The organism is Mesorhizobium sp. M7D.F.Ca.US.005.01.1.1, from assembly GCF_003952545.1.
GTDB lineage: Bacteria > Pseudomonadota > Alphaproteobacteria > Rhizobiales > Rhizobiaceae > Mesorhizobium > Mesorhizobium loti.
On sequence record NZ_CP034453.1, the window covers coordinates 534,745 to 559,171 of the forward strand.

The 24,427-nt window shown below is 63.9% G+C and carries 20 protein-coding genes; 6 read left to right on the forward strand and 14 right to left on the reverse strand.

The genetic code is table 11. The features are described 5' to 3' along the window. The first annotated feature begins 19 nt into the window (after positions 1-19). On the forward strand, positions 20-472 hold the full coding sequence (locus tag EJ076_RS02455; RefSeq protein ID WP_126066783.1) for a cupin domain-containing protein: 453 nt from the start codon (positions 20-22) through the stop codon (positions 470-472). 205 nt (positions 473-677) lie between these two features. Here the strand turns inward: EJ076_RS02455 and EJ076_RS02460 are convergent, their stop codons facing one another. Together EJ076_RS02460 and uxaC are read right to left on the reverse strand one after the other, a co-directional pair. After that, the gene (locus EJ076_RS02460; RefSeq protein ID WP_126066784.1) at positions 678-1,013 is read right to left on the reverse strand and encodes a cupin domain-containing protein; all 336 of its coding nucleotides are present in this window, start codon (positions 1,011-1,013) and stop codon (positions 678-680) included. 54 nt (positions 1,014-1,067) lie between these two features. Then, on the reverse strand, positions 1,068-2,477 hold the full coding sequence (gene uxaC / locus EJ076_RS02465; protein WP_126066785.1) for a glucuronate isomerase: 1,410 nt from the start codon (positions 2,475-2,477) through the stop codon (positions 1,068-1,070). 176 nt (positions 2,478-2,653) lie between these two features. Between uxaC and EJ076_RS02470 the strand changes: the two genes are divergently transcribed. Further along, entirely contained in the window at positions 2,654-4,162 is a 1,509-nt protein-coding gene (locus EJ076_RS02470; protein WP_206438764.1) for a mannitol dehydrogenase family protein, read from the forward strand. 168 nt (positions 4,163-4,330) lie between these two features. Here EJ076_RS02470 and EJ076_RS02475 read toward each other — a convergent pair whose 3' ends face one another. The 8 genes from EJ076_RS02475 to EJ076_RS02510 form a co-directional block, all read right to left on the reverse strand. Beyond that, positions 4,331-4,738 carry a F0F1 ATP synthase subunit epsilon gene (locus EJ076_RS02475; RefSeq protein WP_126066787.1) on the reverse strand — a complete coding sequence of 136 codons (408 nt, stop codon included), beginning with the start codon at positions 4,736-4,738 and terminating at the stop codon, positions 4,331-4,333. A 60-nt stretch (positions 4,739-4,798) separates the two neighbouring features. Beyond that, a complete protein-coding gene (gene atpD / locus EJ076_RS02480) occupies positions 4,799-6,391 on the reverse strand; it encodes a F0F1 ATP synthase subunit beta (RefSeq protein WP_164548529.1) in 1,593 nt (530 codons plus the stop codon). A gap of 70 nt (positions 6,392-6,461) precedes the next feature. Next, on the reverse strand, positions 6,462-7,346 hold the full coding sequence (locus EJ076_RS02485; protein WP_126066788.1) for a F0F1 ATP synthase subunit gamma: 885 nt from the start codon (positions 7,344-7,346) through the stop codon (positions 6,462-6,464). Between the two features lie 31 nt (positions 7,347-7,377). After that, positions 7,378-8,907: a F0F1 ATP synthase subunit alpha gene (gene atpA / locus EJ076_RS02490; RefSeq protein ID WP_126066789.1), complete on the reverse strand. Its 1,530-nt coding sequence runs from the start codon at positions 8,905-8,907 to the stop codon at positions 7,378-7,380. Further along, positions 8,907-9,467: a F0F1 ATP synthase subunit delta gene (locus tag EJ076_RS02495; RefSeq protein ID WP_109664418.1), complete on the reverse strand. Its 561-nt coding sequence runs from the start codon at positions 9,465-9,467 to the stop codon at positions 8,907-8,909. The genes atpA and EJ076_RS02495 overlap by 1 nt, the downstream gene beginning before the upstream one ends. 246 nt (positions 9,468-9,713) lie before the next feature. Then, a complete protein-coding gene (locus EJ076_RS02500) occupies positions 9,714-10,109 on the reverse strand; it encodes a DUF4345 family protein (RefSeq protein ID WP_109664413.1) in 396 nt (131 codons plus the stop codon). Between the two features lie 95 nt (positions 10,110-10,204). After that, positions 10,205-10,900 (reverse strand): aspartate/glutamate racemase family protein, encoded by a 696-nt coding sequence (locus EJ076_RS02505; protein WP_126066790.1) that lies wholly within the window; start codon positions 10,898-10,900, stop codon positions 10,205-10,207. Positions 10,901-10,948: 48 nt separating this feature from the next. Next, positions 10,949-13,132: a primosomal protein N' gene (locus tag EJ076_RS02510; protein WP_126066791.1), complete on the reverse strand. Its 2,184-nt coding sequence runs from the start codon at positions 13,130-13,132 to the stop codon at positions 10,949-10,951. Positions 13,133-13,222: 90 nt separating this feature from the next. Here EJ076_RS02510 and fsa point away from each other — a divergent pair, with 90 nt between their 5' ends. Beyond that, positions 13,223-13,879 (forward strand): fructose-6-phosphate aldolase, encoded by a 657-nt coding sequence (gene fsa, locus EJ076_RS02515; RefSeq protein WP_126066792.1) that lies wholly within the window; start codon positions 13,223-13,225, stop codon positions 13,877-13,879. A 92-nt stretch (positions 13,880-13,971) separates the two neighbouring features. On the opposite strand, the gene EJ076_RS02520 is transcribed toward fsa, so the two are convergent. The 3 genes from EJ076_RS02520 to leuS all read right to left on the reverse strand — a co-directional run bounded on the left by EJ076_RS02520 (position 13,972) and on the right by leuS (position 20,169). Beyond that, the gene (locus EJ076_RS02520; RefSeq protein ID WP_126066793.1) at positions 13,972-16,680 is read right to left on the reverse strand and encodes a DNA translocase FtsK; all 2,709 of its coding nucleotides are present in this window, start codon (positions 16,678-16,680) and stop codon (positions 13,972-13,974) included. A gap of 296 nt (positions 16,681-16,976) precedes the next feature. After that, a complete protein-coding gene (lptE, locus tag EJ076_RS02525; RefSeq protein ID WP_126066794.1) occupies positions 16,977-17,558 on the reverse strand; it encodes an LPS assembly lipoprotein LptE in 582 nt (193 codons plus the stop codon). Then, positions 17,545-20,169 (reverse strand): leucine--tRNA ligase, encoded by a 2,625-nt coding sequence (gene leuS, locus EJ076_RS02530; protein ID WP_126066795.1) that lies wholly within the window; start codon positions 20,167-20,169, stop codon positions 17,545-17,547. The genes lptE and leuS overlap by 14 nt, the downstream gene beginning before the upstream one ends. Before the next feature lie 155 nt (positions 20,170-20,324). Here leuS and EJ076_RS02535 point away from each other — a divergent pair, with 155 nt between their 5' ends. Both EJ076_RS02535 and EJ076_RS02540 read left to right on the forward strand, forming a co-directional pair. Next, positions 20,325-20,987 (forward strand): YggS family pyridoxal phosphate-dependent enzyme, encoded by a 663-nt coding sequence (locus EJ076_RS02535; RefSeq protein WP_126066796.1) that lies wholly within the window; start codon positions 20,325-20,327, stop codon positions 20,985-20,987. 109 nt (positions 20,988-21,096) lie between these two features. Continuing rightward, positions 21,097-22,146 carry an aldo/keto reductase gene (locus EJ076_RS02540; RefSeq protein ID WP_126066797.1) on the forward strand — a complete coding sequence of 350 codons (1,050 nt, stop codon included), beginning with the start codon at positions 21,097-21,099 and terminating at the stop codon, positions 22,144-22,146. Between the two features lie 44 nt (positions 22,147-22,190). Here EJ076_RS02540 and EJ076_RS02545 read toward each other — a convergent pair whose 3' ends face one another. Then, positions 22,191-23,099: a LysR substrate-binding domain-containing protein gene (locus EJ076_RS02545; protein ID WP_126066798.1), complete on the reverse strand. Its 909-nt coding sequence runs from the start codon at positions 23,097-23,099 to the stop codon at positions 22,191-22,193. A 119-nt stretch (positions 23,100-23,218) separates the two neighbouring features. On the opposite strand from EJ076_RS02545, the gene EJ076_RS02550 reads away from it, so the two are divergent. Further along, complete coding sequence (locus tag EJ076_RS02550; RefSeq protein ID WP_126066799.1) at positions 23,219-24,400, forward strand: MFS transporter; 1,182 nt, start codon at positions 23,219-23,221, stop codon at positions 24,398-24,400. The last annotated feature ends 27 nt before the right edge of the window (positions 24,401-24,427 follow it).

Here is a 24,427-nt window from a genome sequence, read left to right on the forward strand (position 1 = left end):
CCCAAATGGAGACACCAGGATGTTGAAACTTGCCTGCGCACTTGCACTTCTGCTTGTTGGAACAGCGCCCCTATTTGCTCACGACGCGCCGATAAACGCCGACGAAATCAAGTGGGGGCCCGCTCCTGCTGTCCTTCCAGCTGGCGCCCAGATCGCGGTTGTTGCAGGCGATCCGTCAAAGGACGGCATCTATGTGCTGCGGCTGAAGATGCCCGCGGGCTACAAAATTCCCGCGCACAACCACCCCACTTCGGAATATGTGACAGTGATTTCCGGCAACTTTCATATCGGAATGGGCGACAGGCTCGACGAGGCGAAGGGTATCGAACTGACGGCTGGCGGCTTCGGCGTTGCCCCGACTGGAATGAATCACTTCGCGTGGACGACAAGCGATACGATTGTCCAGGTTCACGGCGAGGGACCTTTCGCGATTACCTACGTCAACCCGGCAGACGACCCAACCAAAAAGTAGCAATTCACTGATCGCAAGATGTCCCAAGGACGTCGATATAAGCGACGAATCACCGCGCATCCTGCGGTGATGGTCAGAGTACTGCGGCGCCAAAGGGCTTAGGCAACAGGCCCGCGCCTCTTCGGAGACAAGGGGTTTTTCGTTTGCGAGGTTTGCTGGAACAAGGCAGCGCGGGCTTCTTCTGGCGTGCATTGATCCCGCTCGCTCAGCCGAGGAAATCGGCCCGGTGCGGCGTGAAGCTGTCGACCAGCCGCCCTGCATCGAGCGCCTTGACGCCGTGCACCAGACCGGACGGCACGATGAAACTGCCGCCGGCCGCGAGGATTTCGGTCTGGCCGTCGATGGTCACCTCGAAGCGGCCCTCGGCGACATAGCTTGCCTGGACATGCGGGTGCGAATGCAGGGCGCCGACGCCACCCTTGTCGAAGCCGAATTCGACCAGCATCAATTCATCGGTGTGCAGGAGGACGCGCCGCCTGTTGCCGTCCGGCGTTGCCGTCCAGGCGCCCTCGCCGGTATGCGCGAAAATCTTTGCGCTCATCGTCATCTCTCCTCATCGCGGATGCCCAGCCAACGTCGATCACGCGAGCACGCGTCAAAGCCGATAGGCTTTCTTGGCGAGCGCGTAGGCCAATTCCCCCGCCAGCTCGTGCGCTTCGTCTTCGCGCAGCCGGTGCTCCGCGACGAGGCGGGCGAGGAAGGCACAATCCACCCGCCGCGCCACATCGTGGCGCGCCGGAATCGAGGGGAAGGCTCTCGTGTCGTCATTGAAGCCGACCGTGTTGTAGAAGCCGGCCGTTTCCGTCGTCATTTCGCGGAACCGACGCATGCCTTCCGGGCTGTCGTGGAACCACCAGGCCGGCCCGAGTTTGAGCGCCGGATAGACGCCGGCGAGCGGCGCCAGTTCGCGCGCATAACTGGTCTCGTCGAGCGTGAACAGGATGACGGTGAGGTCGCGCTCCAGCCCGACGCAGTCCAGCAGCGGCTTCAGCGCCGTCACATAGTCCGTTCTAGTCGGGATATCGAAGCCCTTGTCGCGGCCGAATTTTTGGAAGATTGCGGGCGAATGGTTGCGCCAGGAGCCGGGATGGATCTGCAGCACCAGCCCGTCGTCGAGGCTCATCTTGGCCATCTCGGTCAGCATCTGGGCACGGAACAATTTTCGCTCGCGCTCGTCGTCGGAACCACGGCGCACCCGATTGAACAGCTCTTGCGCCGCAGCATCCGAAAGATTGGCCGTCTCGGCCGTCGGATGGCCATGGTCGGACGAAGTCGCGCCAAAGCTTTTGAAGAAGGCGCGCCGCTGGCGATGCGCATCGAGATAGCCGCCCCAGCAGCCGGTGTCGCAGCCGGTGATCTCTCCGAGCTGGTCGAGATTGGCCGAGAACCCCTCGAAGTCGGGATCGACGACCGCATCCGGGCGGTAGGCGGTGATAACGTGGCCCTCCCAGCCGCTGTCGCGGATCATCTGGTGCCATTGGAGATCGTCGAGCGCGCCTTCCGTTGTCGCGATGACCTCGATGTTGAAGCGCTCGAACAGCGCACGCGGGCGGAAATTCTCCCACTGCAGCAGCGTCGCGATGGTGTCGTAGTGGCGGCCGGCGGTCGCGACCGTCAGCGGTTCGTCGATGCCGAACAGATCGGCGAGCACATGATCGAACCACAGTCGGGTCGGCGTGCCGCGAAACAGATAATAGTGCTCGGCAAAACGCCGCCAGATCGTCCGGCCGTCGGTCTCGACCGGCCCACCGCCCAGCGTCGCCACGCCGAGATCCTCAAGCCGAACGCCTTGGCTGAACAGCATGCGGAAGATGTAGTGGTCCGGGACGATAAGCAATTGCGCCGGATCCGGGAACGGCTCGTTCAGCGCATACCAGCGCGGATCGGTGTGACCGTGCGGGCTGACGATCGGCAGGTTTTTGACGCCGGCGTAGAGGTCGCGGGTAAGCGAGCGCGACTGCGCTTCGGGCGGAAACAGCAGGTCCGGATCGGTCAGGGCGACCATGGGAAAGGCGGCTCCTTCCAGGTTGAACATCGGTACGTTCGGGCAAAAGCGATGTCAACGTGGGCTCACAAACAGGCATCCTTGCGGCAAGCGGAAACAGGTGTTACGCCGCTTGTCACCCACCGCGCGGGACACCGTCATGCCGCCCCGTCCAAAACCATCCGCCCTGTGATATGATGAACAGCAGCAATTTGTCCGACGCCTCGCTACAGTCACTGCCCGAGCGGGTGACAATTCCCGGATATGACCGCAGCAGGGTCGTTCCGGGCATCGTGCATCTCGGCGTCGGCGCCTTCCACCGCGCCCACCAGGCAGCCTATGTCGACGACTGCCTGGCGGCAGGCGAGACAGGCTGGGGCATAACAGGCGTTTCGCTGCGCAGCGCCGACACGCGCGACGCGCTCACGCCGCAAGATGGGCTCTACACACTGGCGATCAGAAGCAGTGGAACCGAAAAGCTTCAGGTCATCGGCTCGATCGGCGCGATGCTGGTGGCCCCGGAGGATCCGGGCGCGGTGCTGGCCGTGCTGACCGATCCGCGCACCCGCATCGTCACGCTGACCATCACCGAAAAGGCCTATCTGAGAGCAGCGGGCAGCGGATTGGATACTGCTCATCCCGACATCGTCCACGATCTGGCAAACCGGGAAATGCCGAGGACGGCGCATGGTTTCCTGGCCGAGGCGCTTGCCCGGCGACGCGCCGCCGGCACGCCACCCTTCACTGTCCTGTGTTGCGACAACCTGCCCGCCAATGGCGCCACGCTGCACCGGCTACTGACCGAATTCGCCGAATTGCGCGACGCCAGGCTTGGCGTGAAGGGCGACGCTGGAATCGCCGACCACATCGCCCATCAGGTCGCCTTTCCCTCAAGCATGGTCGACCGCATCGTGCCGGCAACCACCGATGCCGACCGGGCGCGGATCGCAGAAGAACTCGGCGTCGAGGACGCCTGGCCCGTGATGACCGAACCGTTCTGCCAATGGGTGGTCGAAGACAATTTCCCCGGCGGCCGTCCGGCCTGGGAAGACTTCGGCGTCACCATGGTTAGCGATGTCGGCCCCTTCGAGGACATGAAGCTCAGGTTGCTCAACGGCTCGCATTCGGCCATCGCCTATCTCGGACTGCTCAGCGGTCACGCCACGGTGGACCGCGCCTTCGCCGATCCGGCGATACGAGCCTTTGTCGATGCGCTCTGGGCCGAGGCCATCCCGACACTGCCGAAAAATGCCGGGCTCGACACCGCGAGTTATACGGCCGAGCTGGCAGAACGCTTCTCAAACACAGCGCTTGCCCACCGCACAGCACAGATCGCCAATGACGGCAGCCAGAAACTGCCGCAGCGCATCCTCGCTTCCGCCTTGGAGTGTATCGAAGCCGGGGCTGTGCCCGAACACCTGACGCTGGTGATCGCTGCCTGGATCGCGGCCTGCGATGCACGCGGCAAGACCTTGCCGGAGAGCCATTTCACCGATCCGCTCGATGTACCATTGGCGGCGCTTTTTGGCCGAAGCCTGCCTACGGAAGAGATGGTGACGGCTGTGTTCGACCTCGCCGGCTTCACCAAGGACCACACCGGGCGTCAGACGCTGGTCGAGTTCGTGGCCACCCATCTCGTCCATCTCAAGCAGGGCGGGCCGGCCCTTGCCCTCGCCGCACTCGGCATACGAAGCGAGCAATCCTGAGCTATGACTTGACGGTTGTGATGGGGCGCAGACCGTTGACGGCGGCGGGACAGCGCCCCCCTCTGTCCTGCCGGACAGAGGGGGGCGCGAAGGATCGCTACAGAACGCCCCTTTGCGCTACTGCGCTCCGCTTTCGCTCTACCCGGATGATGAGGAGACAGCCGCCCCTTACGCCGGCAGGATAGCGCCTTCCAGCGTGGTGAGCTGGCTAAGGAACTGTTCCGCCTTGCTGCGGGCCTGGTCGTCCTTGGCGTCGGCGGCGTCTTCCCTAGCTTCCTGGATGCGGCGCGCGAGATCGGCGCGGTCGACATCCTTCACGGCGACCGCCGATTCCGCCAGCAGCGTACAGCCGGCCGGAACGATGTCGGCGAAGCCGCCGAACACCACATAGCGCTCTTCGCCGCCCGCCGCGGTCTTCACGGTGACGACGCCCGGCTTGATCGTGGTCATGACCGGCGCGTGATGCGCCATCACGGTCATCTCGCCTTCGGCGCCCGGAATGACGACGGATTCGACCTGCTCGGAAACCAGCAGACGCTCCGGCGAGACCAGTTCGAACTTGAAAGCTTCAGCCATGGTGTCTCACAACGCTTGGATCGAAGACAGCGCGGCTGACCCGCGCTGCCGAATGGGAAATTAAGCCGCTTCAGCCGCCAGGCGCTGTGCCTTCTCGACCGCTTCCTCGATGCCACCGACCATGTAGAAGGCGGCCTCCGGGAGGTGATCGTAGTCGCCGTTGCAGAGGCCCTTGAAGCCCTTGATGGTGTCGGCGAGGTCGACCAGCTTGCCCGGCGCGCCGGTGAACACTTCGGCGACGAAGAACGGCTGCGACAGGAAGCGCTCGATCTTGCGGGCGCGGGCCACGGTCTGCTTGTCCTCTTCCGACAGCTCGTCCATGCCCAGGATGGCGATGATGTCCTGCAGCGACTTGTAGCGCTGGAGGATCGACTGCACCTGGCGGGCGACACCATAGTGCTCGTCGCCGACGACCAGCGGGTCGAGCATGCGCGAGGTCGAATCCAGCGGATCGACGGCCGGGTAGATGCCCTTTTCGGCGATGGCGCGGTTGAGCGTCGTCGTCGCGTCAAGGTGGGCGAACGAGGTCGCCGGCGCCGGATCGGTCAAGTCGTCGGCCGGCACGTAGATGGCCTGCACCGACGTGATCGAGCCCTTGGTGGTGGTGGTGATGCGTTCCTGCAGCGCGCCCATGTCAGTGGCGAGCGTCGGCTGATAGCCCACGGCCGACGGGATACGGCCGAGCAGAGCCGACACTTCCGAACCCGCCTGCGTGAAGCGGAAGATGTTGTCGACGAAGAACAGCACGTCCTGGCCCTGGTCGCGGAAATATTCCGCAACCGTCAGGCCGGTCAGGCCGACGCGGGCGCGCGCGCCCGGCGGCTCGTTCATCTGGCCATAGACGAGTGCGGCCTTGGAGCCTTCGCCGCCGCCCTTCTTGTTGACGCCGGATTCGATGAACTCGTGATAGAGATCGTTGCCCTCGCGGGTACGCTCGCCGACGCCGGCGAACACCGAGTAGCCGCCATGCGCCTTGGCGATGTTGTTGATCAGTTCCTGGATTAGCACGGTCTTGCCGACGCCGGCGCCGCCGAACAGGCCGATCTTGCCGCCCTTGGCGTAGGGAGCCAGCAGGTCGAGCACCTTGATGCCGGTGATCAGGATCTGTGCTTCCGTCGACTGCTCGACATAGGTCGGAGCCGGCTGGTGGATAGAGCGCATTTCAGTCGCGTCGACCGGGCCTTCTTCGTCGACGGGCTCGCCGATGACGTTGATGATGCGGCCGAGCATGCCCGGACCGACCGGCACGGTGATCGGCGCGCCGGTGTCACGCACTTCCTGGCCGCGAACCAGACCTTCGGTCGAGTCCATGGCGATGCAGCGCACGGTGTTTTCACCCAGATGCTGGGCGACTTCGAGCACGAGGCGGTTGCCGACATTGGTCGTCTCGAGCGCGTTCAGGATCGCCGGCAGGTGATCGCCGAACTGCACGTCGACGACGGCGCCGATGACCTGGCGGACCTTGCCGACAACGCCGGTTGCCTTGCTGGCCACTGCCGATGTCTTGGCAGCTGCGACCTTCGCAGGTGCTGCCGCCTTGGCCGGGGCCGCCTTCGCGGCTGCTACTGGAGCCTTTGCCGCCTTCGCGGGGGCTGCGGTCTTCGCGGCTGCGGCCTTGGGGGCTGCCGTCTTGGGGGTCGCTGCTTTCGCCATCGTCTTTACCCTTTTTCGTCCTTTGTTTCTCACGCGGTCCGGTCGCGGGTCGATAACCCGCGAACCGCGCCTAGAGCGCCTCGGCGCCCGAAATGATTTCGATCAGTTCCTTGGTGATCTGCGCCTGCCGCTGGCGGTTGTAGGTGATCGACAACTTGTTGATCATCTCGCCGGCGTTGCGCGTCGCATTGTCCATGGCGCTCATCTTGGCGCCCATTTCGCCGGCAGCGTTTTCGAGCAGCGCCCGGAAAACCTGCACGGAGATGTTGCGCGGAATGAGGTCGGAGAGGATTTCGCCCGGCTCCGGTTCATACTCATAGACAGCGTTGCCGCCATCCACCGCCTCGGCCGGAGCCGAAGCAACGCCCGCCGGGATGATCTGCTGCGCGGTCGGGATCTGGCTGATCACCGACTTGAACTGCGAATAGAACAGCGTGCAGATGTCGAAGCCGCCCTCGTTGAAGAGGTGGATGACCTTCTTGGCGATCGCATCGGCATTGACGAAACGCAGCGTCTTGACCTCGCGCAGGTCGACACGGTCGATGATCATCGAAGCATAGTCGCGGCGCAGGATATCGAAACCCTTCTTGCCGACGCAGATGATCTTGACCTGCTTGCCGTCGGCCAAAAGCCTGCGGATATGGTCGCGGGCAAGGCGGGCGATCTGCGAATTGAAGCCGCCGCACAGGCCGCGCTCGGCGGTGCAGACGACGAGCAGATGCACGTCATCCTTGCCGGTGCCGGTCATCAGCGCCGGGGCATCGCCGCCGCCGCCGATTGCCTGGGTGATGTTGGCCAGCACGGAACCCATGCGCTCCGAATAGGGGCGCGCCGCTTCCGCGGCCTCTTGCGCACGGCGCAGCTTCGCCGCGGCGACCATCTGCATCGCCTTGGTGATCTTCTGCGTCGCCTTGACCGAGGCGATACGGTTACGAAGGTCTTTTAATGAAGGCATGCTTCAAACCTGATCCCGTCTTGCACTTCGCTCAGGCGAAGGTCTTGGCGAAAGCGTCGATCTCGGCCTTCAGCTTGGCGCGCAGATCGTCCGACAGCGCCTTTTCCTTGCGGATGGCGTCGAGAACGTCCTTGCCGGCCGAACGCATGTGGCTGAGCAGGCCATGCTCGAACTTGCCGACCTGGTTGACCGGCAGCTTGTCGAGATAGCCGTTGACGCCGGCAAAGATCACCGCGACCTGCTCTTCCGTCTTCAGCGGCGAGAACTGCGGCTGCTTCAGGAGTTCGGTCAGGCGCGATCCGCGGTTGAGCAGGCGCTGCGTGGCGGCATCGAGATCCGAGCCGAACTGCGCGAAGGCCGCCATTTCGCGGTACTGCGCGAGCTCACCCTTGATCGAGCCTGCAACCTGCTTCATCGCCTTGATCTGCGCGGCCGAGCCGACGCGGCTGACCGACAGGCCGACGTTCACCGCGGGACGGATGCCCTGGAAGAACAGGTTGGTTTCGAGGAAGATCTGGCCGTCGGTGATCGAGATCACGTTGGTCGGGATGTAGGCCGACACGTCGTTGGCCTGCGTCTCGATGATCGGCAGGGCGGTCAGCGAACCACCGCCCAGATCGTCGTTGAGCTTGGCGGCGCGCTCGAGCAGGCGCGAGTGCAGGTAGAAGACGTCGCCCGGATAGGCTTCGCGGCCCGGCGGACGGCGCAGCAGCAGCGACATCTGGCGATAGGCGACGGCCTGCTTCGAAAGATCGTCGTAGCTGATCAGCGCGTGCATGCCGTTGTCGCGGAAATATTCGCCCATGGTGGCGCCGGCGAACGGCGCCAGGAACTGCATCGGCGCCGGATCGGAAGCGGTGGCGGCGACGATGATCGAGTATTCGAGCGCGCCGCGCTCTTCCAGCACCTTGACGAACTGCGCGACGGTCGAGCGCTTCTGGCCGACGGCGACGTAGACGCAGTAGAGCTTTTCCTTCTCGGGGCCGTTGTCGTGCACCGACTTCTGGTTGAGCATCGTGTCGAGGATGATGGCGGTCTTGCCGGTCTGGCGATCGCCGATGACCAGCTCGCGCTGGCCGCGGCCAACCGGGATCAGCGCATCGATGGCCTTGAGGCCGGTCGACATCGGCTCGTTGACCGACTTGCGCGGGATGATGCCGGGCGCCTTGACGTCGACGCGCTTGCGTTCGGTCGCCTTGATCGGGCCCTTGCCGTCGATCGGATTGCCGAGCGCGTCGACGACGCGGCCGAGCAGGCCGGGGCCGACGGGGACATCGACGATGGCGCCGGTGCGCTTGACGATGTCGCCTTCCTTGATGTCGCGGTCGGCGCCGAAGATGACGACGCCGACATTGTCGGCTTCGAGGTTGAGCGCCATGCCGCGGATGCCGCCGGGGAATTCGACCATCTCGCCGGCCTGGACATTGTCGAGGCCATAGACACGGGCGATACCGTCACCGACAGACAGCACCTGTCCGACTTCGGAGACCTCGGCCTCCTTGCCGAAATTCTTGATCTGGTCTTTCAGAATTGCGGAAATTTCCGCGGCGCGGATGTCCATCAGCCGACCTCTTTCAGTGCAAGCTTGAGCGAATTGAGTTTGGTTTTGAGCGACGTATCGATCTGGCGCGAGCCCATCTTGACCACCAGCCCGCCGAGCAGCGACGGATCGACGGTGACGGAGATGGCCACGTCCTTGCCGGCAACGCTCTTCAGCGCCGCCTTGAGTTCGGTCTGCTGGGCAGCGGTCAGCTCGTGCGCCGACGTCACTTCAGCAGCGGTCTCGCCACGATGTTCGGCGGCGATCTGGCGGAATGCCCTGATCATGCCGGGAATGGCGAACAGGCGGCGGTTGCGGGCGACGACGCGCAGGAAATTGCCGGTGAGGCCGGTGATCCCGGCCTTGTCGGCGATCGCCGCGATGGCCTTGGCCTGGTCCTCGCTGGAGAAAACCGGGCTGTTGATCAGCCGGGTGAGATCGGCGCTGCCCGCGAGCATCGCTTCGAAACTGTTGAGGTCGGCTTCGACCTTGGCCACGGAATTTGCCTGCAGGGCGAGTTCGAACAGCGAACCCGCATAGCGTTCTGCGACACCTGAGATTGGCGATGACGATTGAGCCACGGACCGTCTTTTCTCTTGTCTGACAGGCCGCAGATTGTTGGCGCGAGCAAAAACTCTGGCTAAATCTTTGACCTTACTGCATTTTTTCGAGCACGGAGGCGCGGCTTCCGCTATCCCCGGCCGAAAGTCGATTGCCGTCTAGCACAGGCATTTTAAGACCGCAATGCGTCGTTCCGCATGGTTTTCAGGCACTATTGTCGCATCCGTCGAAAGTCACCCGTCTTCCATCGCGGAATACCCAACGATTCAAGGCAGAAAGCCGAAGGCAAAGGCGAGCGGCAATGCCGCCAGCACCAATTCCACCACAATGGAAACCCAATTGAAAGGCGTGTTGGCGCCATCCGACATCATCGACAGCAGCCGGCCGAAGGCGGTGAACAGCCAGGAGAAGCCGAGCGCCATGTAGATCAGCGGCTGTGCCAAGAGGATGCAGCACAGACCGACGCCGAGATAGAAGCCCGACATCCTGCCGCGTCCCTCGGCGATCGCCGCAGCCTTCTCGGGCTTGACCTGCAAGCGTAAGGCACGGAAGGCGAGGCTCGGCGCCAGAAAGAACAAAAGCCCGAGCAGCACGGTGACGACGGCGCTCGACCACGCCAGCCATTCGCCCTGGCTCGTCGGCCACGGAAGCGCAAAATCCATCTTGTCCCCTCGAAATGCCTGTTTTGAAATTCCGGGCATTCTAGCGAAGGAAAGAACCCGCGCCAGATGGCATCAGGCACTTTAGGAAAAGCGCATCAGCTAAGCGCGAATTCGACCGCCGCCTCGGCATGAATGCGTGTCGTGTCGAACACGGGAATGTCGAAATCCTGTTGGCCGATGAGCATGGTGATCTCGGTGCAACCCATGATGACGCTATCGGCCGCCTCTTCGCGGCGTAGGCGTTCGGTCTCGGCGATATAGGCGGCCTTGGACGCTTCTGCCACGATCCCCTGGCACAGCTCGTCGTAGATGACATGGTGAACCATGTCGCGCCCGGCGGCATCGGGTATGACCGGCCGCAGACCGTATTTGTCGGCGAGCCGGCCCTTGTAGAAATCCTGCTCCATGGTGAAGCGCGTCGCCAGCAGCGCCGGGCGCCGCATGCCGGCGCGCTTGACCGCCACCGCAGTGGCATCGGCAATGTGGATCAACGGGATCGACACCGACGCCTGCACCTGGTCGGCCAGTTTATGCATGGTGTTGGTGCACAAAAGCAGACCTTCCGCGCCGCCGGCTTCAAGCTTGCGCGCCGACTCTACGAGAAGCACGCCCGCGCCGTCCCAGTCGCCGTGATGCTGCCGCTCGGCGATCTCAGCGAAGTCGAAGGACCACAGCAGAAGCCTCGCCGAATGCAAGCCGCCCAGCCGCCCGCGTACGATCTCGTTGAGCAGCCGATAGTAGATGGCGGTCGATTCCCAGCTCATGCCGCCCAGAAGGCCAAGGGTTTTCATGTGATTTCCATTCCTCGCTGGAGGCAGTCTCTCGCCGAAAGCGCAACCTTACAAAAAGCTCTGTGGGTCGATGTCGACCTGCACCCTGACCGAGCCGCGCTGTTTCGGCCCATTGGCCAGCATCGCGCGAATAAACCCTTGCATGTCGGCGCGCCGTTCGCCCTGGATCAGCAGGCGGAAACGATGACGGCCGCCGAGCAGGGACAGCGGCGCCTCGGCCGGCCCTAGTACGAACAGGTCCGTCGCCTCGGGCGCGGCGCGGCGCAGGCCGCGTGCATGGCCCTCGGCTTCCGCTCGCGTCACCGCGCTGACGATGACGCCTGCCAGCCGGCCGAAGGGCGGCAACGCCGCCCGTTCGCGCTCGGCAATCTCGCGCTCGTAAAAGGCCTCCGAATCGCCGGAGATGATCGCCCGCATCACCGGATGATCCGGCTGGAAAGTCTGCAAAAGGCCAAGGCTCTTCTTGCCGGTGCGGCCGGCACGGCCGGTGACCTGGCTGAGCAGCTGGAAGGTGCGCTCGGCGGCACGCGGATCGCCATTGGCAAGACCGAGATCGGCATCGACGACGCCGACCAGGGTCATGTTGGGAAAGTTGTGGCCCTTGGCGACGAGCTGCGTGCCGATGACGATGTCGGCCTCGCCATCGGCGATCGCCTCCAGCTCCAGCCGCAGCCGCCGCACGCCACCCATCAGGTCCGACGACAAAACGATGGTGCGCGCGTCGGGAAAATGCGCCACGACCTCCTCCGCGATGCGCTCGACACCCGGGCCGCAAGCGACCAGATGATCGAGCGTGCCGCATTCCGGGCAAGCCTCGGGGCGACGCTCATTGTGACCGCAATGATGGCAGACCAGCTGGCCGCGAAAGCGATGTTCGACCAGCCAGGCCGAGCAGACCGGGCAGCCGAAGCGGTGGCCACAAACCCGGCACAGCGTCAACGGCGCATAGCCGCGCCGGTTGAGGAACAGCAGCGACTGCTCCTTCCTCTCCAGCGTCTGGCGCATCTGGTCGAGCAGCACCGGCGACAGGAAGCCGCCGCGCGCCGGCGGTGCGCGCCGCATGTCGATCGCCTTGAGGTGAGGCAGTGCAGCCTCGGCGAAGCGAGCTGAAAGCACGGCTCTGTTGTATTTACCTTGGCTCGCATTGACCCGGCTTTCGACCGATGGCGTCGCCGACGCCAGTACGACCGGAAAGCTCCCGATATGGCCGCGCACCACCGCCATGTCGCGCGCATTGTAGAAGACGCGATCCTCCTGCTTGTAAGCAGGGTCGTGCTCCTCGTCGACGACGATCAGGCCGAGCTCCTTGAACGGCAGGAACAACGCCGAGCGCGCGCCGGCGACGACGCGCACGCCGCCCTCCGCCACTTGCCTCCAGACTTTTTCGCGCATCCGCGGCGGCAGGTCGGAATGCCATTCGCCCGGCTTGGCGCCGAAGCGCTGCTGGAAGCGCTCGAGAAAGGCATGCGTCAGCGCGATTTCCGGCAGCAGGATCAGCACCTGCTTGCCCTGGTCGAGCGCGGCCGCCACCGCCTCGAAATAAACCTCCGTCTTGCCCGAACCGGTGACCCCGTCGAGCAGCGCGACGTTGAACACACCGGCTGCGACATTGGCGCGCAGCATCAGCGCCGCGTCGCTCTGGTCCGGCATCAGTTCCGGTATGGCGTAGCTGGAATCGGGCGCGGCCACCACCGGGCGCGGCGGGATCATCACCGTTTCGAACACGCCTTGCGCCCTCAGGCCGTCGATCACCGTCGACGACACGCCGGCGGCGTGGGCGAGGCCGGATCGCGTCCAGGCGAGCCCGCCTTCGGCCGTCTCCAGCACGCGCTGCCTGGCACCCGTCATCCGGTCGGGTGCGAGAAGCGTGCGCTGCAGCCCCTCGATCCACGGTTCGGGGTCGAAAGCTTCCGGCGCCCGAAGCAGCATGCGCGCCACCATGCCTGGCGGCGACAGCGTGTATTGCGCCACCCAGTCGACGAAGCGGCGCATGGCGCGGTCGATCGGCGGGCAATCGAAGACCTGTTCGATGGGGCGCAGCTTCTTCGCGTCGACCTTCTCGACCGCCCCATCCCAGACGATGCCGGCGACCTGGCGCGGACCGAGCGGCACGCGCACGATCGAGCCCGGCACCACGCGCATGCCGGCCGGCACGGCATAGGTGTAGGGGCGTTCGGCGGGCATCGGCACCAGCACCGGTGCGGCTGCGACAAAGGGCGAATCTTCGATCATGAGGCGTGACCTTGCCCTGACTTTGGTCTAGATCAAAGGCCGACCCCGAATGTGCATGGCATGCACATAAGAATCTTCAGGAGACCCGCCATGAAATTTTTTGTCGACACCGCCGACATCAAGGATATCCGTGAGCTGAACGATCTTGGACTGCTCGACGGCGTTACCACCAACCCGTCGCTGATCCTCAAATCCGGCGGCAAGATCGCCGAGGTCACCAAAGAGATCTGCGACATCGTCAAAGGCCCGGTTTCGGCTGAAGTCACCGCCACCGAATATTCCGAAATGATGCAGCAGGCCAAGGTTCTGGCCAAGATCGCCGACAATGTCTGCATCAAGGTGCCGCTGACGCTGGACGGCCTCAAGGCCTGCAAGACGATCCGCACCGAGATGAACCGCCTGGTCAACGTCACGCTGTGCTTTTCGGCCAACCAGGCGCTGCTTGCGGCCAAGGCCGGCGCCTCGTTCATCTCACCCTTCGTCGGCCGCATCGACGACATCGGCATCGACGGCATGGAGCTGATCCAGGAAATCCGGCAGATCTACGACAATTACGATTTCCAGACCGAGATCCTCGTCGCTTCGGTGCGCACCGTGAACCACGTCAAGCAGGCGGCCCTGATCGGCGCCGATGTTGTTACCGCGCCGCCGGCGACCCTGAAGGCACTGGTCAAGCACCCGCTGACCGACAAGGGCCTGGAACAGTTCCTCGCCGACTGGGCCAAGACCGGCCAGAAGATCGGCTGACCCGCACCATTTTCAACTAACAAAAAAGGCCGGGTAACCGGCCTTTTTTAATGCACGTCAGACGAAGCCACGCCACCAAAAGAGCTCGCCGATCAATCCGCATTGTCGTCGTCAGGCGCACTCGCCTGCTGGCGCCGGCCCATGATGATTTCGCGTTTGCCGACATGGTTAGGTGTGCCGACCAATCCTTCCTTTTCCATGCGCTCGACGAGGGATGCGGCGCGGTTGTAGCCGATGCCAAGGCGGCGCTGGATGTAGGACGTCGAACACTTCTTGTCGCGCACCACCACCTTGACCGCCTCGTCGTAGATGGCATCGCTGTCTTCGGCTGCAACCGATCCCTTGTCGAAGACCGCGCCCTGGTCGTCTTCGATTTCTTCCTCATCCTCGTCGGCGATCACGGTTTCCAGATACTCAGGACGACCCTGCGCCTTCAGATGCGCCACCACATGCTCGACTTCGGCGTCGGAAACAAAGGGCCCATGCACGCGCGAAATGCGCCCGCCACCCATCATGTGCAACATGTCGCCCTGGCCAAGCAGTTGTTCGGCGCCCTGCTCGCCCAGGATGGTGCGGCTGTCGATCTTGGATGTGACCTGGAAGGAAATCCGGGTCGGGAAATTGGCCTTGATCGTGCCCGTGATGACATCGACCGAGGGGCGCTGCGTTGCCATGATCAGGTGAATGCCGGCAGCGCGCGCCATCTGCGCCAGACGCTGGATGGCGCCTTCGATCTCCTTGCCGGCGACCATCATCAGGTCGGCCATCTCGTCGACGATGACGACGATGTAGGGCATCGGCGCAAGGTCGATTTCCTGCTGTTCGAAAAGCGGCTCGCCGGTGCCCTTTTCGAAACCGGTCTGCACCGTCATGACAACCGTCTCGCCCTTGTCGCGGGCAGTAGCGGCGCGCTCGTTGTAGCCGTCGATGTTGCGCACACCGAGCCGCGCCATCTTGCGATACCGGTCCTCCATTTCGCGCACCGCCCATTTGAGCGCGGTGACGGCTTTCTTGGGATCCGTGACGACGGGCGTCAGAAGATGTGGGATGCCGTCATAGACGGAGAGTTCAAGCATCTTGGGATCGACCATGATCAGCCGGCATTCTTCCGGCTTCAGCCGGTAGAGCAACGACAGGATCATGGTGTTGATGGCAACCGACTTGCCGGAGCCGGTGGTGCCGGCCACGAGCAAATGCGGCATCTTCGCCAGCTCGGCGATGACCGGCTCACCCCCGATCGTCTTGCCCAAACAAAGCGCCAGCTTGCAGCTGGTCTTGCGAAAACCCTCCGATTCGATCAGCTCGCGGAAATAGACGGTTTCTCGCGTCTCGTTGGGAAGCTCTATGCCGATGACATTGCGGCCAGGCACGACGGCGACGCGCGCCGAAACAGCAGACATGGAGCGGGCGATATCATCGGCAAGCCCGATGACACGGGAAGATTTGACGCCCGGCGCCGGCTCGAACTCATAGAGCGTGACGACCGGGCCGGGACGAACATGAATGATCTCGCCGCGCACACCGAAATCTTCGAGCACGCTCTCCAACAGATCGGCGTTCTGCTCAAGCCGCTCCTGCGACATGTAGAAGCCTTGTCCCTCCGGGGGCTGCTGCAACAGATCTTCCGGGGGAAGCTCATAGGGATCGCCCGACGTTGATGGCACAATTTTGCCGGTCCGAGGCAGGCGCGAGGAAGGACGCGCGGCCGCGACCCTGACGGTGGCGTCCACGCTTGGAACGGCCGGCACGGGAACGGCATCGCGCGCCGCAGCGGGGATTGCAGCGGGCTGGGCCTGCAGTGACGCGTTGCTCGCTGGCACTTTGGGCTGAGCGAGAGCCTCGTTCGAGTTAGCCGGCAAAACGTCCGGCAACGGTTTCGAGGCCTGGCTCGGAAGACATTCGATCACACGAAACAGCGAGGTGGCATCGGTCGCTGTCGGCGGACGGATGTCGGCCCGCGCAGCGGCGACAGGCACTGCGGTGACCGGTGCAGGCGGGTTGGCCTGCCGGGCCTGGGACGAAACATCGACCAGATAGGGCGCCATAGCCTCGAAGAAGGCGTGATCCGAAAGATAGGGCCAGCGCAGCTTTTCGGGAGCAGCCGGTCTGATCTGGGCGCCCGCAGCGGCAACCGTGCGCGCGGTTGCTCGTCCCGTTGTGGCCGTCCTCGGCGGCGCCGGCGTAACGACTGGCACCTTCTCTCTGGCACCCCCCGAGGGAACGAAAGCCGCAGCCGGCGGTGACGGCCTTTGCGTGGCGGCTCCGCGGCCGGTCAGCGGCTGGGAGGCGGGGCTTTTCACCGATGCCGGCAATGCCAGGAGCGAGGGCGCGGCGGACGCCTCGTCGACCATGGGTTGCGCGACGGCTTGCTGCGTCGGGAGCGCGTCCGCATCGCCTTGCTCGACAACACGCTCGTCCTGCGGACGATGCTTCTTGGCCTCATAGTCGGGCGTGCGGGTGAAACGCACGTTGGGTGCGAGGAAGAAGTATTCTTGCCAGGCAGGGCTTTCGATATCGCCGACTTTCGAGGGCGCGTTGCTCGCCTCCGAGCTACCCCTGGGCTCCATATAGAGCCGCTTGTTGCCGCCGAGATCGACAACCGGCGCGGAATAACCAGCCTCGTGTGTACCGGGCTGCCGGCCGTCCAGTCCCTTGTGCGCCGGACGATCAAGAGCGCCTGTCGCTGCTGAAGAAATTCGCTGACCGCCCTTGTCGTTGATGCCGTCGAAACGCTTCCCCTCGGGATCATCGGGCGATGCTGCCTTCAACAAATTGACCCGTGAAAAACGCCTGGCTTCCATTCTCAAGACTCACTCCGAAATGTCTGCCGAGCAATAGGGAGCGAGTGGTTAACAGTTGCTTCCCGGACGGATCGCCAACCATCCTTGGGCAGCAAAATCGTCGTGACACCCTCTGCGAGCGACGCGGCACGATCGTCGTCTCACTGCGCACACGCCGGTGGCGCGATCTGCTCGCTGTGCCATGGAGGAGTCTGATGGCGTATCTTTGCGGCGATGCCGGACGATCTCAATTCGGAACCTGATCGTGATCTCACGATCATCCCGTCATGCTTGGGGCGCTAGACCGATGAGCAGCGCTAGCCAGCCGTCTTGCTGTGCCTGACCAGATCCTGGGCAATGGACAGTTGCAGCGCTTCCGCAAGCTCGCGCGCGGCGCGATTCTCGGCGTCGATCTGCGCCCGGTATGCCGCGAACTCCTGTCGCGGCCTGTCGAAGGACGAGGTGATCGAACGCTTGCCGGATGCGATCACCGCACCGGTCTTCACGTCGGCCAGCGTATAGGTGCCGGTCAGCGTCACGGAACCGGCGGTTGGCTCGTCCTGGTCGGTTCCGACCTGCACGAGTGCCGCGGACTCGACGGCTTCGCTCACGCCGAGAGTGAGCGAATAGGCCGGCGAGGCCGGCTCGCCGGCGCCTCGCCCAAACCCGAAAATCAAATTGTTGCGCACCTGCTGGCCGTAACGCGAGCCGACCGGCTTGATGCCGATCGACGCCAGTTCGGCACTGGCGCTGGCCTGCGAACCCGACAGCGGCGCACTCGAATAGAGCGGCCGCACCGTGCAGGCCGAGACAAGCACGAGCGAGCCGACCAGGCCGGCAAGCGCGATGCGACGCAGCAAACGGCTCAGCTCTGTCTTTTCCGGCTCAGGCAACGACATTGACGATCCTCTGCGGCACGATGATCACCTTGCGCGGAGCCTTACCTTCGAGTGCTTTCTGCACGAAGTCGAGAGCCAATACCGCTTTTTCGACCGCACCTTGGTCCGCGTCGCGGGCAATTGTCAAATCCCCCCGCTTCTTGCCGTTGACCTGTACCGGATAGGTGACTTCGTTGTCGACGACCAGCGCCGGATCGAAGACCGGCCACGGCCGTTCGGCGACCAGATCGGCGCCGCCGAGCGTTTCCCAACACTCCTCGGCCAGATGCGGCATGACCGGCGCGATCAGATGCACGAGAATCTCCACCGCCTGCCGGCAGGCGCCTTTCAGCGCCGCGTCGGCCTTGCCTTCGGCCACCTCATTAAGCGGCGTGGTCAGCGCGTTGGCCAGTTCGTACATGCGGGCGATGGCGCGGTTGAAAGCGAGCTTCTCGATATCCTCACCGACCGCCTTCAGGATCTTGTGCGCGGCCTTGGAAACCACTGCGGCCTCGCCGCTGCCAGCCGCCACGGGCTTGATGCCGGCCAGTGTTTCAGCTGCCGTCGACACCAGACGCCAGATGCGCTGGATGAAGCGATGCGCGCCGGCAGCGCCATCGTCGGTCCATTCGACATCGCGCTCGGGCGGCGAATCCGACAGCATGAACCAGCGCGCCGTATCCGCGCCGTAGCCATCGGTGATGTCTTCCGGGCTCACCGTGTTCTTCTTCGACTTCGACATCTTTTCCAGCGGGCCGATGGTGACGGCCTCGCCGGTGGCGATGTCGATGGCGCTGCGCTTGCCGTCGACATCCTCCAGCCGCACCTCGGTGGGCGCCAGCCAGCGGCCATTCGACGCCGAGCCGACGCGATAGGTTTCGTGCACCACCATGCCTTGCGTAAACAGGCCCTTGAACGGCTCGGCCAGATCGACATGGCCGGTCTCACGCATGGCGCGGGTGAAGAAGCGCGAATAGAGCAGGTGCAGGATCGCATGCTCGATGCCGCCAATATACTGGTCGACCGGCAGCCATTCATTCGCCGCCTTGGGATCGGTCGGTTCATGCGCCCACGGTGCCGTGAAACGGGCAAAGTACCAGGACGAATCGACGAACGTGTCCATCGTGTCGGTTTCGCGCCGTGCATCCCTGCCGCATTGCGGGCACTTCACATGCCGCCATGTCGGATGCCGGTCGAGCGGATTGCCCGGCCGGTCGAAATCGACATCGTCGGGCAGCTTGACCGGCAGGTCGGCCTTCGGCACCGACACCACGCCGCAATCCTCGCAATGGATCATCGGGATCGGGCAGCCCCAGTAGCGCTGGCGCGAAATGCCCCAGTCGCGCAGGCGGAAATTCACCTTGCGCTCGGCCATCGGCCGGTTGCCGATGGTCTTCTGCTCCAGCAGTTTCGCCACCTCGTCGAAAGCCTGATCCGGCTTCATGCCGTCGAGAAAGCGCGAATTGATCATCACGCCGTCGTCGACATAGGCTTCATCGATGATCTGGAAGCTCGCCGGATTCTCGCCCTCCGGCATCACCACTGGAATCACCGGCAGGCCGTATTTGTTGGCGAAGTCGAGGTCGCGCTGGTCGCCCGACGGGCAGCCGAAGATGGCGCCGGTGCCGTATTCCATCAGCACGAAGTTGGCGACATAGACAGGCAGCGTCCAGCTGTCGTCAAACGGATGGACGACGCGGATACCGGTGTCAAAGCCCTTCTTCTCAGCCGTCTCCAGCGCCGCCACCGAGGTACCCATATGACGGACTTCCTCGATGAACTTCGCCAGCGCCGGATTGCTCTCGGCGGCTTTTTTGGCCAACGGGTGATCGGCGGCGACAGCCATGAAGGAAGCGCCGAAAATGGTGTCAGGCCTTGTCGTATAGACTTCCAGCTCATGCTCGCCGCCGGAGGCGGTGGCCAGAGGCCAACGGATCAGTAGGCCTTCCGAGCGACCGATCCAGTTCTGCTGCATCAGCTTCACTTTTTCCGGCCATTCGTCGAGGCCGTCGAGCGAATCCAGCAGATCCTGCGCAAAGTCGGTGATCTTGAAGAACCACTGCGTCAGTTCGCGCTGTTCGACCAGCGCGCCCGAGCGCCAGCCGCGCCCATCTATGACCTGCTCGTTGGCGAGCACGGTCATGTCCTCCGGATCCCAGTTGACCTTGGAGGATTTGCGCGTCACCAGCCCCTTCTCGACGAAATCGAGGAACAGCATCTGCTGGCGGTGATAGTAGTCGACGTCGCAGGTGGCGAATTCCCGCGCCCAGTCCAGCGACAGGCCCATGACCTTGAGCTGCTCGCGCATGGTGGCGATATTCTGGTAGGTCCATTCCTTGGGGTGGACCTTGTTCTGCATCGCCGCGTTTTCGGCCGGCATGCCGAATGCGTCCCAGCCCATCGGGTGCAGCACGTTGAAACCCTTGGCCCGCTTGTAGCGCGCCACCACGTCGCCCATCGTGTAGTTGCGGGTGTGGCCGATATGGATGCGCCCCGACGGATAGGGGAACATCTCCAGCACATAGTATTTCGGGCGCGGATCGTCATTGTGCGCTTCGAACAGCTTCTTGGCGTCCCAGGCCTTCTGCCATTTGGGCTCTGACGCGCGCGGATTGTATCGTTCGGTTGCCATGGGGCGTTTTTCACTTAAAAGCATGCGCGAACTGCGGGCGACGGCTCGGCAGTTCAGGGAATGTGGTCCGGGTGTTCACCATGGTTTGGCAAACCCGTCAACCATATGGGTATCGCGTCTGATAAAAACGCCGGTCAAAACAGCAGGATTTGCATATGGGCGACGTCGTTCAGCAGTTTTTCGCGGTCAAGGCGAAGATCGCCGCAGCGGAGCAGGAGGCCGGGCGGGATGCCGGCGCGGTGACGCTGGTTGCGGTTTCCAAGACCTTTGACGCCGCCGATATCAGCCCGGTCATCGAGGCAGGCCAGCGCATCTTTGGCGAGAATCGCGTGCAGGAAGCGCAAGGCAAATGGCCTGATCTGAAGGACGCATTTCCCGACATCGAACTGCATCTGATCGGCCCGCTGCAATCCAACAAGGCGAAAGAGGCGGTGGCGCTGTTCGACGTCATCGAAACGGTCGATCGCGAGAAGATCGCCGCCGAACTCGCCAAGGAGATCGCCAGGCAGGGGCGGGCACCAAGACTCTATGTCCAGGTCAACACCGGCTCCGAACCGCAGAAAGCCGGCATCGAGCCACGCGAGGCGGTGGCTTTCGTCACCCGCTGCCGCGATGTGCATGGCCTCGCCATCGAAGGCCTGATGTGCATCCCGCCGGCCGACGAGAACCCCGGGCCCCATTTCGCCTTGCTGGAAAAGCTTGGGCATGAGGCCGGCGTCGCCAGACTGTCGATGGGCATGTCCGGCGACTACGAGACCGCGATCGCCTTCGGCGCCACCAGCGTTCGGGTTGGGTCGGCGATCTTCGGCAGCCGCTGAGAGGCAACGGCCTTTAGGCCAACTCGGCGGGTTCGTTGCTCCAAGACTGGAAACGAAACGTACCGTTCCTATTTGCTTTGTGCCATCACAACTCTCTGGAGCCTCCACCATGCGTTACAACCAGCTTGGAAATACGGGGATGTTCGTCTCCGAACTGTGCCTCGGCACCATGACCTTCGGCGCCGCCGGCCAGAATGCCCAATGGGGCCTGATTGCCAGCCTCGACCAGAAGGGCGTCAACGAGATCGTCGCCCATTCGCTCGCCGCGGGCGTCAATTTCTTCGATACGGCCGACGTCTACTCCTTCGGCGAATCCGAACGGCTGCTTGGTCAGTCGCTCAGGGATCTCGGCGTCAACAGGCAGAATGTGGTCATCGCCACCAAGGCGCATGGCGCCATGGGCGAAGGCCCCAACCAGCGCGGCTCGTCACGCGGCCACATCATGGATTCGGTCGATGCCAGCCTCGAGCGGCTGCAGCTCGACCATATCGATCTCTATCAGCTGCACGGCACCGACACCGTGACGCCGATCGACGAGACGCTGCGGGCACTGGACGATCTGGTTGCCAGCGGCAAGGTCCGCTATGTCGGCGTCTCCAACTGGGCGGCCTGGCGTATCGCCAAGGCGCTCGGCATCGCCGAGCGCAAGGGCTTCGCCCGTTTCGAGACCGTCCAGTCCTATTATTCCATCGCTGGCCGCGATCTCGAGCGCGAGATCGTGCCGCTGCTCAACGAGGAGAAGCTCGGCCTGATGGTGTGGTCGCCGATGGCCGGCGGCCTGCTGTCCGGCAAATACGGCCCCGGCGCACCGGGCAATGGCGAAGGTCGCCGCGCCAGCTTCAACTTCCCGCCGGTCAATGAGGATCGCGCCTGGGCGGCTGTTGCCGTCATGCGCGAAATCGCCAAAAAGCATGATGTGAGTGTCCCCACGGTGGCGCTCGGCTATGTCCTGGCCAAGCCCTTCGTGATGAGCGTCATCATCGGCGCCAGCCGCATGGAGCAGCTGGAGCAGAACCTTGCCGCGACCCAACTGAAGCTCGACACCGACGATCTGGTTCGCCTCGACGAGGTCAGCGCCCTGCCGTCCGAATATCCCGGCTGGATGCTGGAACGCCAGGCAGCGGGCCGCCGCCCGGCGCCGTTCACGCCGAAAGCATAACGCAGCCTAGGCTGACATCTAGGGAGCCCATGGCTCCCTAGATGTCAGGTCAGCCGCACGCTTTCCCCGAGAAAATCGAGAAAGGCGCGCACCCGCGCTGGCAGGTGCCGGCCCTGGCCGACATAGACGGCGTGGGTGGGCTCCTCGTCGCCGGGATTGAATGCCTCCAACAGCGACACCAGCCGGCCGGCGGCGATATCGGCGGCCACATGCCAATACGCCAGCCGAGCGACGCCCGCGCCCGCCAGCGCCATCAGCCGCATCGCCTCGCCATCGCTGACCTGCGTGTTGCCGGTGATCGGAACCATGATGGCGCGGCCCTCCGCGTCAAGGAACGGCCAACCGTCGACATGCCGTACAAAACCGAAGCCCATGCGGTTGTGTCTATCGAGATTGGCTGGCGTCAGCGGCATGCCGTGCGCCTCGAGGTAAGAAGGTGCCGCAACGACCACCACCGGGCTTTGCCCGAGCTTGCGTGCGACCAGCCGTGACTCACTTAGCGGGCCGGCACGGATGGCGACATCGGCACGTTCCGCCATCAGGTCGATGACGCTGTCGGTCAGCACCAGATCGACCGAAATCTCCGGATAGCGTTGGAGGAAGCGCGGCAGAAGCGGGATCAACCGATGCACCCCGAAGGGCACGTAGCTGTTGACGCGCAGCCGCCCGCGTGGCGCCGCACCCGCCGCTGCCTCCTGCTCGGCCGCCACCATGTCGGCCAGGATGCGCAGGCCGCTCTCGTAGAACCCGGTGCCTTCCGGCGTCAGTTGTAGTTTTCGCGTCGAACGGCTGACCAGCCGCGCGCCAAGCCGGGCCTCCAGTCGCGCGATCAGCTTGCTCACCGCCGACGGCGTCATGCGCAACGCGCGTGCCGCAGAGGAAAAACTGCCTTCCTCGACGACGCGCACGAACACTTCGATCTCGCCGGAGCGATTGATGTCGGACCTGGCCATTTGTGAATCTATTTCACAGAAAATGTGCCCAAGGCAAGTCTGGTTCACAATGCAGGGCAATACGATCTTTCGGGTCGGGGCGCGGGACGGCGCTCTTCGTCATCGAAGTGGAAACAGCCATGCCTCTTGCTCTCTACGCCCTCGCCGCCGGTGCCTTCGGCATTGGCGTCACCGAATTCGTCATCATGGGTCTGCTGCTCGATGTCAGCAAGGATCTCGGCGTTTCGATCTCGGCCGCCGGCCAACTCATTTCTGGTTATGCGCTTGGCGTCGTCATCGGCGCGCCCCTGCTGACCATCGCCACCGGCAACTGGCCACGAAAGACCGTGCTCCTTGCGCTGATGGCGATCTTCACGCTTGGCAATCTCGCCTGTGCGCTGGCACCCGACTACTGGACGCTGATGGGCGCCCGCATCATCACTGCCTTTGCCCACGGCACCTTCTTCGGCGTCGGCTCTGTCGTCGCCACAGGGCTGGTGGCGCCCAACAAGAAGGCCTCGGCGATCGCACTGATGTTCACCGGGCTGACCATCGCCAACATCCTCGGCGTGCCCTTCGGCACCTGGCTCGGCCAGGCCTTTGGCTGGCGGGCGACCTTCTGGGCGGTGACATTGGTCGGTCTGGCGGCCTTCGCCGTCATCCTGACCCTGGTGCCACGCAGCCAGGCGGCGCCCGAAAAGAGCGACCTGCGCGCCGATCTCGCCGTTTTGCGCCGCACGCCCGTACTGCTCGGTCTTGCCACCACCGTACTCGGCTATGCCGGTGTCTTCGCCGTTTTCACTTATATCGCGCCGTTGCTGACCGAGATCAGCGGCTTCAAGGAAGCGGCCGTATCGCCGATCCTGCTCGTCTTCGGCGGCGGTCTCATCGCCGGCAATTTGCTTGGCGGCAAGGTCGCCGACCGCTGGCTGGTGTCGGCCGTGCTGGGCAGTCTCGTGGTGCTGGCCCTGGTGCTCGCAACCATGACCTTCGCCATCCACAGCCAGGTGATGGCCGTCATCTATGTCGGACTGCTCGGCGCTGCCGCCTTCGCCACCGTGGCGCCGCTGCAGATGTGGGTATTGGACAAGGCGCAAGGTGCCGGCCAGAGCCTCGCCTCGTCCTTCAACATCGCCGCCTTCAATCTCGGCAATGCGGCAGGCGCCTGGCTTGGTGGCGCGGTGATTGCCCATGGGCTTGGTCTGGGGTCCCTCACCTGGGTCGCCGCCCTGCTGCCGCTCGCCGCACTCGCCGTGGCGGGACTGGCGCTGCGTCTCGATCGCACCGACACGCTCGGCGAGCCTGCCTCCATCCGGTCGTGACCGTCCTCGGCAAACCCACTTTCGACA

Bases quoted from the DNA above. Each gene is read 5' to 3' on its own strand.
- EJ076_RS02535 (WP_126066796.1), top strand. From the start codon at position 20,325: ATGGGCGACGTCGTTCAGCAGTTTTTCGCGGTCAAGGCGAAGATCGCC.
- atpA (WP_126066789.1), bottom strand. From the start codon at position 8,907: ATGGACATCCGCGCCGCGGAAATTTCCGCAATTCTGAAAGACCAGATC.
- leuS (WP_126066795.1), bottom strand. From the start codon at position 20,169: ATGGCAACCGAACGATACAATCCGCGCGCGTCAGAGCCCAAATGGCAG.
- EJ076_RS02470 (WP_206438764.1), top strand. From the start codon at position 2,654: ATGAACAGCAGCAATTTGTCCGACGCCTCGCTACAGTCACTGCCCGAG.
- fsa (WP_126066792.1), top strand. From the start codon at position 13,223: ATGAAATTTTTTGTCGACACCGCCGACATCAAGGATATCCGTGAGCTG.
- EJ076_RS02520 (WP_126066793.1), bottom strand. From the start codon at position 16,680: ATGGAAGCCAGGCGTTTTTCACGGGTCAATTTGTTGAAGGCAGCATCG.
- EJ076_RS02510 (WP_126066791.1), bottom strand. From the start codon at position 13,132: ATGATCGAAGATTCGCCCTTTGTCGCAGCCGCACCGGTGCTGGTGCCG.
- EJ076_RS02550 (WP_126066799.1), top strand. From the start codon at position 23,219: ATGCCTCTTGCTCTCTACGCCCTCGCCGCCGGTGCCTTCGGCATTGGC.
- lptE (WP_126066794.1), bottom strand. From the start codon at position 17,558: ATGTCGTTGCCTGAGCCGGAAAAGACAGAGCTGAGCCGTTTGCTGCGT.
- EJ076_RS02475 (WP_126066787.1), bottom strand. From the start codon at position 4,738: ATGGCTGAAGCTTTCAAGTTCGAACTGGTCTCGCCGGAGCGTCTGCTG.
- EJ076_RS02505 (WP_126066790.1), bottom strand. From the start codon at position 10,900: ATGAAAACCCTTGGCCTTCTGGGCGGCATGAGCTGGGAATCGACCGCC.
- EJ076_RS02500 (WP_109664413.1), bottom strand. From the start codon at position 10,109: ATGGATTTTGCGCTTCCGTGGCCGACGAGCCAGGGCGAATGGCTGGCG.
- uxaC (WP_126066785.1), bottom strand. From the start codon at position 2,477: ATGGTCGCCCTGACCGATCCGGACCTGCTGTTTCCGCCCGAAGCGCAG.
- EJ076_RS02460 (WP_126066784.1), bottom strand. From the start codon at position 1,013: ATGAGCGCAAAGATTTTCGCGCATACCGGCGAGGGCGCCTGGACGGCA.
- EJ076_RS02545 (WP_126066798.1), bottom strand. From the start codon at position 23,099: ATGGCCAGGTCCGACATCAATCGCTCCGGCGAGATCGAAGTGTTCGTG.
- atpD (WP_164548529.1), bottom strand. From the start codon at position 6,391: ATGGCGAAAGCAGCGACCCCCAAGACGGCAGCCCCCAAGGCCGCAGCC.
- EJ076_RS02485 (WP_126066788.1), bottom strand. From the start codon at position 7,346: ATGCCTTCATTAAAAGACCTTCGTAACCGTATCGCCTCGGTCAAGGCG.
- EJ076_RS02540 (WP_126066797.1), top strand. From the start codon at position 21,097: ATGCGTTACAACCAGCTTGGAAATACGGGGATGTTCGTCTCCGAACTG.
- EJ076_RS02455 (WP_126066783.1), top strand. From the start codon at position 20: ATGTTGAAACTTGCCTGCGCACTTGCACTTCTGCTTGTTGGAACAGCG.